The 12,409-nt window shown below is 52.9% G+C and carries 8 protein-coding genes; 5 read left to right on the top strand and 3 right to left on the bottom strand.

The genetic code is table 11. From position 1 onward, the window contains the following. Window positions 1–35: 35 nt before the first annotated feature. Window positions 36–857, bottom strand: a complete 822-nt coding sequence (locus tag N6G83_RS15445; protein WP_021804571.1) for a pyruvate, water dikinase regulatory protein — start codon at window positions 855–857, stop codon at window positions 36–38. 473 nt (window positions 858–1,330) lie between these two features. Between N6G83_RS15445 and ppsA the strand changes: the two genes are divergently transcribed. Beyond that, a complete protein-coding gene (gene ppsA, locus N6G83_RS15440) occupies window positions 1,331–3,709 on the top strand; it encodes a phosphoenolpyruvate synthase (RefSeq protein ID WP_065686095.1) in 2,379 nt (792 codons plus the stop codon). Window positions 3,710–4,127: 418 nt separating this feature from the next. Here ppsA and ydiK read toward each other — a convergent pair whose 3' ends face one another. Continuing rightward, window positions 4,128–5,228 carry an AI-2E family transporter YdiK gene (gene ydiK / locus N6G83_RS15435; protein WP_199062302.1) on the bottom strand — a complete coding sequence of 367 codons (1,101 nt, stop codon included), beginning with the start codon at window positions 5,226–5,228 and terminating at the stop codon, window positions 4,128–4,130. A gap of 239 nt (window positions 5,229–5,467) precedes the next feature. Beyond that, window positions 5,468–6,163: an L-ribulose-5-phosphate 4-epimerase gene (araD, locus tag N6G83_RS15430; RefSeq protein ID WP_211135856.1), complete on the bottom strand. Its 696-nt coding sequence runs from the start codon at window positions 6,161–6,163 to the stop codon at window positions 5,468–5,470. Window positions 6,164–6,636: 473 nt separating this feature from the next. On the opposite strand from araD, the gene N6G83_RS15425 reads away from it, so the two are divergent. From N6G83_RS15425 to menI, 4 genes are all read left to right on the top strand, one after another. After that, window positions 6,637–7,446, top strand: a complete 810-nt coding sequence (locus N6G83_RS15425) for a DeoR/GlpR family DNA-binding transcription regulator (protein WP_199062306.1) — start codon at window positions 6,637–6,639, stop codon at window positions 7,444–7,446. Window positions 7,447–7,703: 257 nt separating this feature from the next. Next, window positions 7,704–8,606, top strand: coding sequence for an L-ribulose-5-phosphate 3-epimerase (locus N6G83_RS15420; RefSeq protein ID WP_074031386.1), 903 nt, complete (start codon window positions 7,704–7,706; stop codon window positions 8,604–8,606). A 247-nt stretch (window positions 8,607–8,853) separates the two neighbouring features. Then, complete coding sequence (locus tag N6G83_RS15415) at window positions 8,854–11,910, top strand: FAD-binding and (Fe-S)-binding domain-containing protein (RefSeq protein ID WP_211135857.1); 3,057 nt, start codon at window positions 8,854–8,856, stop codon at window positions 11,908–11,910. Continuing rightward, window positions 11,907–12,323 (top strand): 1,4-dihydroxy-2-naphthoyl-CoA hydrolase, encoded by a 417-nt coding sequence (menI, locus tag N6G83_RS15410; protein ID WP_021178115.1) that lies wholly within the window; start codon window positions 11,907–11,909, stop codon window positions 12,321–12,323. The genes N6G83_RS15415 and menI overlap by 4 nt, the downstream gene beginning before the upstream one ends. Window positions 12,324–12,409 lie beyond the last annotated feature (86 nt).

Below are 12,409 nucleotides of genomic sequence, written 5' to 3'. Positions count from 1 at the left end.
GAGGGGCATAGACGACTATCCGCCAGCCCCTACTATCAGAACATCCGCCGGCTCATACCGAGGATATCGAGGATCTTGGTGGAGATCTCCTCCACCGAATAGTTGGTGGTATTGAGATAGCGGATCTGATTTTTGCGAAACAGCGCTTCTACTTCGGCAACTTCCATCCTGCATTGGCGCGGGGAAGAGTAACGGCTGTTTTCGCGGCGTTCTTCGCGGATCGCCGTTAACCGCTCAGGGTTAATGGTCAACCCAAATAACTTATGTTGAAACGGTTTTAACGCGGCGGGTAGCTGCAAATTATCCATATCATCGGCGGTAAACGGATAGTTGGCCGCGCGGATACCAAATTGCATCGCCAGATACAGGCTGGTGGGGGTTTTACCACAGCGGGATACGCCGAGCAGGATCACCTGCGCCTGATCGAGATTGCGCAGCGATATCCCATCATCATGGGCCAGGGTGTATTCAATGGCCGCGATCCGGGCGTCATACTTACCCAGGTTGTTTTCGGTGAGCCCGTGGGTGCGATTAGGCACCGGTGTTGGATCCACCGCTAATTCACCCTGTAGCGGGCCGACCAGGGCTTGCACGATATCCTGGCAGAACCCTTCACTTTGGGTGATCACCTGGCGCACTTCCGGCGAGATAATCGAATAGAACACCAGTGGACGCACCCCGGTCTGCTGGTAAATATCATTGATCTGTTGGCATACGCCCCGCGCACGCGCTTCGGTTTCCACAAAAGGTAGAGTGAAAGTGGTGGCCTTGACGGGAAACTGTGACAGCACCGCATGCCCCAATACTTCGGCGGTAATGGCCGTGCCATCCGAGATATAAAAAACGCTTCTTTCCACCCATAACTCCTTAATGCCTGAAACGACTGATAGCAACATCATGGTCTGCATATCCATATATGGTAAAGAGGGGGATAGAAATTTTGTGACGCTGGGAATAATTTGCGGCAATTTGATTTTTTTAGTAAAATATAATTTCATTTTTTATAAAATGGCGAGTGCTATTTTAACTACCTACCTCGACGCAAGTTGGCGCTATTTTCGTCAAAAAAATCACTAAAAGTACGGGTATTTAAGAAAAAGTTTAAATAATACATAATTTGTTGAATTGTAAGCTTTTAGCCAGTTAGGGAACGATCCCTAATAAAATTGTGCCTGCTGGAATTCTGTTAATTGCTATTTTCTTCATTGGCTTGATCGATTCACCTGTCCATTGTCTATGGATCATTGTGCTAGTGTGGGTGGGTGCCGTTTTTTGCGGTACGAGTCAAAAATCCGTCAATACCCTACTGATAGCAATAAGGATTGTCTCGATGTCTAACAATGGCCCAGACTTGCGTAATGTGCTTTGGTACAACCAGCTTGGCATGCACGACGTTGACCGTGTCGGCGGCAAAAATGCCTCCCTCGGTGAAATGATCACCAATCTCTCCGATTTGGGCGTGGCCGTACCCAACGGTTTTGCCACCACCGCCCAGGCATTTAACGATTTTCTTGAGCAAAGTGGGGTTAACCAGCGCATTTACCAACTGCTGGATCAGACTGACGTTGACGATATTGCCCAACTGTCCAAGGCCGGTGCGCAAATTCGCCAATGGGTGATCGATACGCCTTTCCACGCGGAATTTGAGCGTGAAATTACGCTGGCGTACCAGCAACTGTCCGAGGGTGAAAGCGAAGCCTCCTTCGCCGTGCGTTCTTCCGCCACGGCTGAAGATATGCCAGACGCCTCGTTTGCCGGCCAGCAGGAAACCTTCCTCAACGTGCAGGGCATTGATGCGGTGATGGTGGCGATCAAACACGTCTTCGCCTCCCTGTTTAACGACCGGGCCATCTCTTATCGTGTGCATCAGGGTTACGATCACCGTGGCGTGGCGCTTTCCGCCGGTGTACAGCGCATGGTGCGCTCCGACCTGGCTTCCTCTGGGGTCATGTTTACCATCGATACCGAGTCCGGCTTTGATCAGGTGGTGTTTATTACCTCGGCGTTCGGCCTGGGGGAAATGGTGGTGCAAGGGGCGGTCAACCCGGATGAGTTTTATGTCCATAAACCGACGCTGCTGAAGGGCAATCCGGCCATTGTGCGCCGCAACCTTGGCTCGAAAAAAATCCGCATGGTGTACGCACCTTCACAGGATCACGGCAAGCAGGTACGTATCGAAGATGTACCAGAAGAGCAACGCAATCGTTTCTCTTTGACCGATGATGAAGTCCAGGCACTGGCGCATCAGGCGTTGCTGATCGAAAAACACTATGGCCGCCCGATGGATATCGAGTGGGCCAAAGACGGTCATACTGGCAAGCTGCTGATAGTCCAGGCGCGGCCAGAAACCGTGCGTTCCAATGAGCAGGTGATGGAGCGCTACCAACTGAACGGTAACAGCACCGTGCTGGTGGAAGGCCGAGCCATAGGTCATCGCATTGGGGCCGGCCCGGTGAAGGTCATCCACAATATCAGCGAAATGGATCGCATTGAACCGGGTGACGTGTTGGTCACCGATATGACCGACCCGGATTGGGAACCGATCATGAAGAAGGCGGCTGCGATCGTAACCAACCGTGGCGGGCGTACCTGCCATGCGGCGATCATTGCCCGTGAACTGGGGATCCCTGCCGTTGTAGGCTGTGGCCACGCGACGGATCTGCTGAAAGAAGGGCAGAAAGTCACCGTCTCCTGTGCCGAAGGCGACACCGGCTTTGTCTACAGCGACATGCTGGAATTCAGCGTTCAAAGCTCGGAAGTCACTGAACTGCCAGAGCTCCCGTTGAAGATCATGATGAACGTCGGTAACCCAGACCGCGCGTTCGACTTCGCTCGCTTGCCAAATGAAGGTGTGGGGCTGGCCCGGTTGGAGTTTATTATCAACCGCATGATCGGCGTACACCCGCGTGCCCTGTTGGAGTTCGATCAGCAAACCCCAGAGCTGCAGGCAGAAATCAAGACGCTGATGTTGGGCTATGACGATCCGGTCGAGTTCTATGTCGGTCGCTTGACCGAAGGGATCGCGACGTTGGGCGCGGCATTCTGGCCGAAGCGCGTGATCGTGCGCCTTTCCGATTTCAAATCTAACGAATACGCCAACCTGGTCGGCGGCGAGAAATATGAGCCGCACGAAGAAAACCCGATGTTAGGATTCCGTGGCGCGGGTCGTTACGTGGCGGACAGCTTCCGCGACTGCTTCGCCATGGAATGTGCCGCGATGAAGCGGGTACGTAATGAAATGGGCTTGACCAACGTTGAGGTGATGGTGCCGTTTGTGCGTACCGTGGCTCAGGCGGAGGCCGTGGTGGCAGAGTTGGGGCGTCAGGGCCTCAAGCGCGGCGAGAACGGGCTGAAAGTGATCATGATGTGTGAGATCCCGTCCAACGCCTTGCTGGCCGATCAGTTCCTTGAGCACTTTGATGGCTTCTCTATCGGCTCCAACGATATGACGCAGCTCACGCTGGGGCTGGATCGCGATTCCGGTGTGGTTTCAGAACTGTTTGACGAACGCAATGAGGCGGTCAAGGCGCTGCTTTCCATGGCGATCCAGGCGGCCAAGCGTCACGGCAAATATGTCGGCATCTGTGGGCAAGGCCCGTCAGACCATGCAGACTTTGCCGAGTGGCTGATGGATCAGGGGATTGATAGCCTGTCGCTTAACCCGGATACCGTGGTGCAGACCTGGGTTAATTTGTCACAAAGAAAGTAAACCTGAATAACAACGTCTATTGAAAACATAAAACCGCCGGTTAATCCTGGCGGTTTTTTATATGAGCGGGTTATTTTGCATAAAAAAAAGCCCATCAAAAGACGGGCAAAGACTACACACAGCAATTCAGTGATTCGGGGTAACTCTGTTAGGTGACTTGGCTGGAAAACGATGCATGGAAAGCAATGATTTTCAGCAAGATAGAGTTTTATACTAGGCAGTTATCTGGCGCGCGTCATTAAGAATCGTCCCAATAAAACAGCCTGGAATGTACGGGTTCATTGCAAGAACAGGTATTTGAATGGCATCTATTATGGCAATAGGTGAGTCAGCAGAATAATTATCGGGGACGATGCGGCGGGAAAAGAGAATATTTAGGTTAATCGCCTGCCCAATGGATGAGCAGGCGATGCCGGGATCACAGCTGTTCTAAATCTTTGGCGACTTCTTCCAGATCGGTAGTGGGTTCCGGGGCTTCGTTTACCCAGGCGCTAAGCAACCGATAAGAGACCGCCAGCACGACTGGGCCGATAAACAGGCCAATCATCCCGAAGGCCAGCAGGCCACCGATAACGCCTGACAAGATCAGAATCAACGGCAGGTCGGCACCCATGCGGATTAGCGCCGGGCGCAGGAAGTTATCCAAAGTTCCGACCACACAGCTCCACACCAATAGCACTGTGCCCCAGGTGGTGTCACCGGTCCAATACAACCAGATAATAGCCGGGATCAGCACCAGCAATGGTCCCAGTTGGGCCACGCAGAAAACGAACATCAGTACGCTAAGCAAGGTGGCGGCAGGAATGCCCGCAACGGCCAAGCCAATGCCACCCAATATGGATTGCACCAACGCCGTAACCACCACGCCCAACGCTACCGCACGGATCGCTTGCCCGGCCAGTAACACGGCCGCATCGCCCCTGTTGGAAGCAAGGCGCACGGCAAAATGGCGGATCGCCATACCGACCTGCTCACCGCGGGCATACAGCAAGGCGCTGAACAGTAACATCAGCGTACAGTGCATCAGGAAACGGCCAATATGCGCCGCCTGAGCAACAAACCAGGTAGCAGTTTGGCCGAAGTAAGGCTGTATTTTGGCTATCAAGGCGTTGCCACCGGTGTTCACCAGCAGGTGATAGCTGCTATAAAGTTTTTGCCCAATTAGCGGGGTAGAGCGTAGCCATTCCAATTGTGGCGCGTGGATTTGGCCCGGTGCGTTGACCCAAGCCACGACTGGCGCACTGTTATCCACCACGCTACTAACCAGCAGGGCAATAGGTAGTACGAACAGCAAGAGCAGCAGGATGGTCATCACCAACACGGCCAGAGACCGCCGGCCCCACAGCAAATGCTGTAGCTTAATCAACACTGGCCAGGTGGCGATCACCACCATGGATGCCCAGGCAAAGCCCAAAATAAACGGTTGAACGACCCAAAAGCTGGCAACGATCAAAATGGCGATAAACAGCACGCCAAAAATTATCGTCGGTAAATCGTAGCGGCGTTGCGGTTGTGTCATGAATGCGTTTTCATCCTAGTGAGTTAATTCCTTGGTACCCTTTTATCATGGAGCATTTTTGGCAACTTTCACAGCTAAGCGCACATTTTCCTGCGAATTTTAGTCTGGGGTACAGACTTTCATTGATTAGTGGGATTAATAAGTTATGTGGGGGAACAGATTTGCGGCTAGGAGGGCAGACCACCCAGGGATCTGGCTGGTCGCTTATCGCTATAATCAGGGCGCGGGTTGACAGTAGTTTATTGGCCGTAATAGGCTTTGGCTCCGTGCTTACGTAAGTAATGTTTGTCTAACAGCGTGGCTTGCATTACGGGGATCTGTGGGCTGAGTTGCTGGGTAAACAGATTCATATAGGCGATTTCCTCCAGAACGACTGCATTATGCACTGCGCTGGCCGCATCTGTTCCCCAGCTAAAGGGGCCATGGCTGTTGACCAGAACTGCCGGGATCTCATTAGGGTTGATGCCGAGCTGTTGAAAGGTCTCGATAATGACCTTACCGGTTTCATGCTCGTATTCGCCAGCAATCTCCTCATCCTGCAGCAGACGGGTGCAGGGTATGGTGCCATAGAAGTAGTCGGCGTGGGTGGTGCCTAATGCCGAAAGCGACTTTCCCGCCTGCGCCCAGATGGTGGCATGGCGGGAATGGGTGTGGACGATGCCGCCAATGTCGGGGAAGGCCTGATACAGAGCAAGATGAGTTGCCGTATCCGAAGAGGGCTTTTTATTTCCCTCGACGATTTTGCCGCTCGCCAGTTCAACCACCACCATATCTTCTATCTGCATAGTGCTGTATTCCACCCCTGAGGGCTTAATCACCATTAACCCGCTTTGGCGATCGATACCGCTGACATTTCCCCAGGTAAATGTCACTAATTGATGTTTGGGCAATAATAAATTTGCCTCAAAAACCTGCCGTTTTAATTCCTGTAACATGAGTTACCTCGTGAGATATCTGTTGGGCGGTGGGGAGTATCACCAATTTTTTCTCTGCGCACTCGGGTAAAGACGCTAGCGTCAATAAAGCTTGAGTACCTGGCGAATAATATTATTTTTCTCAGGTTAAAATACTGCGCTTGCCAATAGGAATAAAGCGCACAGCATTGGAGTGGAAAGTAAATGGTTATATTTGGGCGAAATCGGTCACATTCGGGCGTTGATTTTGTGCCTGATTGTGACCGTTTGTTTTTGGTAATGGCTTTCTATAATGTCTAATGCTCTTTTTTATGTGATTTTAGTCACAATTAAAGTGTCTTGTGTTCTGTTTTGTTGCAATTTATTGTTAATAAAATCACATAATAATGAGTGGAAAAGTCAGGGAAAGAGTTTCTTGAATTGAGTCACTTTCATGCCAGCTAAAAAATATCATTATAGCGTTAAGCCAATCTCGGGATTTTTAGAGGGATAACATGTTACAAGCTGAACGTTATAAGCTCATTTGTACGCACGTACACCAACAGGGTTCTGCTTTGGTAACTGAGTTATCCGTGGTCTGTCAGGTATCGCCTGAGACGATCCGCCGCGATTTGCGGGTATTAGCGAAGAACAAGAAGCTAATCCGCAGCTTTGGCGGAGCCGTGGCGCTGGATGTACATGAAGTACCAGTGATTGACTCCTGGGAGCGCACTGCGGTGTCAAACAGTGTCGATCAGGCGGAGAGCTTTCGCAAAAGAACGGAAGAACACCCTGATATCAAGATGAAAATAGCCAAATCTGCCCTGCAGTTTATCCATCCGGGCGACTGCATTCTGCTGGATAACAGCAGTACCTGCTGGTTTTTGGCACGGCAGATCCCGGATATTGAGATTACGGTAGTCACCAACTCGGTCAAAATCATTCAGGCCTTGGCCTGTCGCGATAAGATCCGTGTGATAGGCATCGGTGGTGAATACTCAAGAAGGCATGATGACTTTCATGGCCCAGTGGCCGAAAGCGCGCTGAGAAATTTTCAGATCAATACCTTTTTCTTCTCGTGCCAAGGGTTAAATCAGGAACACGGTATTCGCGATGGCAATGAAATCAATGCCAGATTAAAACAGGTCATGTTGCAGGTGTCGGCGAAAAAGATTTTGCTGGCCGGTTCCAGCAAGTTTGAACAATATTCCTTTTGTAAAATATGCATGTTGGATGAAGTAGATATTCTGATCACCAATAAACTCGTTTCATCTAAATACCGCGGGGATAATCCGAGGTTGGAAATTATTGAAGCTCATAAGTAAGCTGTTTTTAAGAAAATGACGGTCGCGAATAAATAACTATTGTACGCCGCAGGAAAATAATACTCACATCCGCGTAAGATTAAATATTTAAGTGAAGATAATATTAACCCCTCCTTTCTTAACGAAGGGCCTGCACGTGGCTATGGGGTGGGCTGCGCGCTGACGTTCAACATCTTTCTGGACAAATGGCAGGCTCTACGCGCCATGGATCGTAATCGGGCCAAGCAGCATTCGCTGGCCAGCAGTGAGGAGAAATAATGCGTAATCATCCATTAGGGATTTATGAGAAAGCGTTGCCAAAGCAAACCAGTTGGCTTGAGAAGCTGGTGCTGGCCAAAGCCTGTGGTTTTGATTTTGTCGAAATGTCGATTGATGAGAGTGATGAACGTCTGGCTCGCCTGGACTGGAGCGAGGACGAACGGATGGCGATCGTTCAGGCCATGCAGCAGACCGGTATTCGCATCCCGACGCTGTGTCTCTCGGCGCACCGGCGTTTCCCGTTTGGCAGCCGCGATAGCGCCACCCGCGAGCGGGCCAGGGCTATCATGGTCAAGGCGATAAAACTGGCGCAGGACTTGGGTATTCGCACCATTCAACTGGCGGGTTACGATGTCTATTACGAACCGCAAGACAGCGAAACGATAGCGCATTTTGAAGCCTCGCTGGCCTGGGCAGTGGCACTGGCTGCCGGGGCGCAGGTGATGTGTGCGGTAGAGATAATGGATACGCCTTTTATCAACGCCATCAGCAAGTGGAAAGTGCTGGCAGACAAGATCAACTCACCTTGGTTTACCGTTTACCCGGATATCGGCAACCTGACCGCCTGGGGCAATGATGTGGACAGTGAACTGAGTTGCGGCATCGATCAGATCGCGGCAATTCACCTGAAGGATACTTATCCGGTCACTGCGGATGCGCCGGGGCAGTTCCGCGATGTGCCTTTTGGTGACGGATGCGTGGACTTTGTCGGGCTGTTCACAACCCTGCAGCGGCTCAACTATCGTGGTACCTTTCTGATCGAAATGTGGACAGAAAAGTCGCCGCAACCCATGTTGGATATCATTCATGCGCGTCAGTGGATCGAAGAACAGATGCGCCTTGCGGGCTGGCAGGATGAGCGTTCATCCATGATCATTCCTGGGGAGCCAGTATTAAACTAAGCGCGGTGGAATAACCGCCAGAGTTTCCTCTTCCTAAAGCGCAGCCATCGGCTGCGCTATCATTTTTCCCGCCAAATAATGCCAAATTCAGGATGTACAAGCGGCAAAACACCCGCCATTATGAGGTAGATAGCGATGATGCAGGGGCGAGTAACGCCCCTTGCGGTTATCGTGATAATAAAAGACAGGGGAGGGCCAGTTCCGGGCCCGATTAAGCAATTAAGAGCAGACAGAGTCAAACAAGCGAATGATCCCACAAATTTCTCAGGCATCCGGCCTCGTTCAACGGGTGCTGGACTTTTTGGCCGCGTTAAAACAGAGCGGATTCAACGGCGATACCGCCACTAGCTATGCCGATCGGCTGACGATGGCGACGGATAACAGCATTTACCAGCTGTTGCCTGATGCGGTGGTGTTTCCTCGCTCAACCGCCGACGTGGCGCTGATCGCCCGGTTGGCCGACGAAGAACGCTTCAAGGCGCTGACCTTCAGCCCGCGCGGTGGCGGCACAGGCACCAATGGGCAGGCACTTAATACCGGCATTGTGGTTGATATGTCGCGCTACATGAACCGCATTCTGGACATCAACGTCGAGCAGGGCTGGGTACGGGTAGAAGCGGGGGTGATTAAAGACCAGCTCAACCAGTATTTAAGGCCATTCGGTTATTTCTTTGCGCCGGAGCTTTCTACCAGCAACCGCGCTACTCTTGGCGGTATGATCAATACCGACGCGTCTGGCCAAGGTTCGCTGGTGTACGGCAAAACCTCAGACCACGTGTTGGGGCTGCGGGCGGTATTGCTGGGGGGCGAAATGATCGACACCCGCGTCATGCCGACGCCGCTGGCGGAAACGATTGCTCAGGAAGATACGCCAGAGGGGCGGATCTACCACACCGTGCTGAACCGATGCCGCGAGCAACGGGCGTTGATCCTGGAAAAATTCCCCAAGCTTAACCGTTTCCTCACCGGCTACGATCTGCGCCACGTGCTGAGCGACGATCTGCAAACTTTCGATCTGACCCGCATTCTTACCGGTGCCGAAGGGACCTTGGCCTTTATCACCGAAGCGCGGCTGGATATCACGCCGTTGCCGAAGGTGCGGCGGCTGGTAAACGTCAAATATGACTCTTTCGATTCAGCCTTGCGCAATGCCCCCTTTATGGTGGAAGCCAAGGCGCTGTCGGTGGAAACCATCGATTCCAAGGTGCTGAATCTGGCCCGCGAAGATATCGTCTGGCACTTGGTCAGCGAACTGATCACCAACGTGCCGGATAAAGAGATGCTCGGGTTGAACATCGTTGAGTTTGCCGGTGACGATAAGGAACTGATCGACGGCCAGATGGAAGCGCTGTGCGAGCGTCTGGATGACTTGATCTCCGAACAGCAGGCTGGCGTGATCGGTTATCAGATTTGCGGCGATTTGAGCGGCATTGAGCGCATCTATAATATGCGCAAAAAGGCGGTTGGGTTGCTGGGTAACGCCAAAGGGCAAGCCAAACCCATTCCGTTTGCCGAAGATACCTGCGTGCCGCCGCAGCACCTGGCCGACTACATCACCGAGTTCCGCCAACTGTTGGATAGCCATAATCTGAGCTACGGTATGTTCGGCCACGTTGATGCTGGAGTACTGCACGTGCGCCCGGCATTAGATATGTGCGATCCCCAGCAAGAAGTGCTGATGAAGCAGATCTCTGACCAGGTGGTGGCATTAACCGCGAAGTACGGTGGCCTGCTGTGGGGGGAACACGGAAAGGGCTTCCGGGCGGAGTATAGCCCAGCGTTCTTCGGCGAAGAACTTTACGAAGAACTGCGCCGTATCAAGGCCGCGTTTGACCCGCTCAATCGACTCAACCCGGGTAAAATCTGCCCGCCGCTGGGTGTTGATGCCGTGATGATGAAAGTCGATGCGGTGAAACGCGGTACGTTTGATCGCCGCATTCCCATCGATGTCCGCACCTCGTTCCGTGGCGCGATGGAGTGTAACGGCAACGGACTGTGTTTCAACTTTGATGTCCACAGCCCGATGTGCCCATCGATGAAGATCACCGCGAATCGGATCCATTCGCCGAAAGGCCGTGCGGCACTGGTGCGGGAATGGTTACGGTTATTGGCAGAGCAGGGCGTGGATCCCGTCGCGCTGGAAAAGCAGTTGCCGCAGCAGCGCCTCAGCTTCCGCACTCTGGTTGAGAAAACCCGTAATAGCTGGCATGCAGGCAAGGGCGAGTATGACTTCTCTCATGAAGTCAAAGAAGCGATGTCTGGCTGCCTGGCCTGTAAAGCCTGTTCGACCCAGTGCCCGATCAAGATCGACGTGCCGGGCTTCCGTTCGCGCTTCCTGCAGCTTTATCACACCCGTTATCTGCGCCCAATGCGCGACTATGTGGTCGCTGGTGTCGAGAGCTATACCCCGTTGATGGCCAAAGCGCCGAAGGTGTTCAACTTCTTCTTCAAGCAGCCATGGGTGCGCGAACTGAGCCGCAGCAGCATCGGTATGGTGGATTTACCGCTGCTATCCAGCCCAACGTTACGCCAACAGCTGTCGGGCCATAGCGCGTTCAGCATGACGCTTGAACAGTTGGAAGCATTGAGCGAAAGCCAGCGCGAACAGCATGTGCTGGTGGTACAGGATCCGTTTACCAGCTATTACGATGCCCAGGTCGTGGCAGATTTTGTACGGCTGGTGGAAAAGCTGGGCTACAAGCCGGTGCTGTTGCCTTTCTCACCGAACGGTAAGGCACAGCATATCAAAGGCTTCCTGACGCGCTTTGCCAAAACGGCGCGCAAGACCGCGGACTTCCTTAACCGGGTAGCCAAACTGGGGATGCCGATGGTGGGTGTCGATCCGGCGCTGGTGCTGTGTTATCGCGACGAGTATCAAGAAATTCTCGGGGCCGAACGGGGGAGTTTCCAGGTGCAACTGGTCCATGAATGGCTGCAAAAGTTGTTGGCAGAACGTGCGGAACAGCCTGCCACCGGGGAAGCGTGGTATCTGTTTGGTCACTGCACCGAAACCACCGCATTACCGGCCAGTACCCAGCAGTGGGCTGCCATCTTTGCCCGTTTTGGCGCCAAGTTGGAAAACATCAGCGTCGGTTGCTGTGGCATGGCGGGCACTTACGGTCACGAAGCCAAGAATCTGCAAAATTCCCTGGGTATTTATGAGCTATCATGGCATCAGGCGCTACAACGTTTGCCAAGGCAACGCTGTCTGGCGACCGGTTATTCTTGCCGCAGCCAGGTAAAACGCATTGAAGGCAATGGCGTGCGGCATCCATTACAGGCACTTCTGGAGATGATTGCGTGAAGCTGTGGAAACGTGAAACAACGCTGGAACAACTCAACCAAAGCGGCGAAGGATGCATGGTGGCCCATGTGGGTATTCAGTTCACCCGTTTGGAAGATGACTATTTAGAAGCAGTGATGCCCGTCGATCACCGTACGACCCAGCCGTTTGGCCTGCTACATGGAGGGGCTTCGGTGGTGCTGGCCGAGTCGATGGGGTCCATGGCCGGTTATCTGTGCACCGAAGGGGAGCAAAAGGTGGTGGGGTTGGAGATTAACGCCAACCACCTGCGTGCGGTATTTAAAGGGCAGGTGCGCGGGGTTTGTCGCGCGTTGCATGCTGGCCGCCGCAATCAGGTCTGGCAGATCGAGATCTTCGACGATCGAGATCGCCTGTGCTGTACCTCACGGCTGACCACGGCGGTATTGGAATAGAGGCCCCCTCACTCCAACCCTCTCCCACAGGGAGAGGGAGCTGTTGGCCTCTGCTTTTTTGGAAGTAAGGAGGTCATCTCAGCAAA

This window comes from Serratia sp. PL7 (assembly GCF_945957435.1).
This window is presented reverse-complemented; position numbering and strand designations above follow the sequence as displayed.

Bases quoted from the DNA above. Each gene is read 5' to 3' on its own strand.
- ppsA (WP_065686095.1), top strand. From the start codon at position 1,331: ATGTCTAACAATGGCCCAGACTTGCGTAATGTGCTTTGGTACAACCAG.
- ydiK (WP_199062302.1), bottom strand. From the start codon at position 5,228: ATGACACAACCGCAACGCCGCTACGATTTACCGACGATAATTTTTGGC.
- araD (WP_211135856.1), bottom strand. From the start codon at position 6,163: ATGTTACAGGAATTAAAACGGCAGGTTTTTGAGGCAAATTTATTATTG.
- N6G83_RS15425 (WP_199062306.1), top strand. From the start codon at position 6,637: ATGTTACAAGCTGAACGTTATAAGCTCATTTGTACGCACGTACACCAA.
- N6G83_RS15420 (WP_074031386.1), top strand. From the start codon at position 7,704: ATGCGTAATCATCCATTAGGGATTTATGAGAAAGCGTTGCCAAAGCAA.
- N6G83_RS15415 (WP_211135857.1), top strand. From the start codon at position 8,854: ATGATCCCACAAATTTCTCAGGCATCCGGCCTCGTTCAACGGGTGCTG.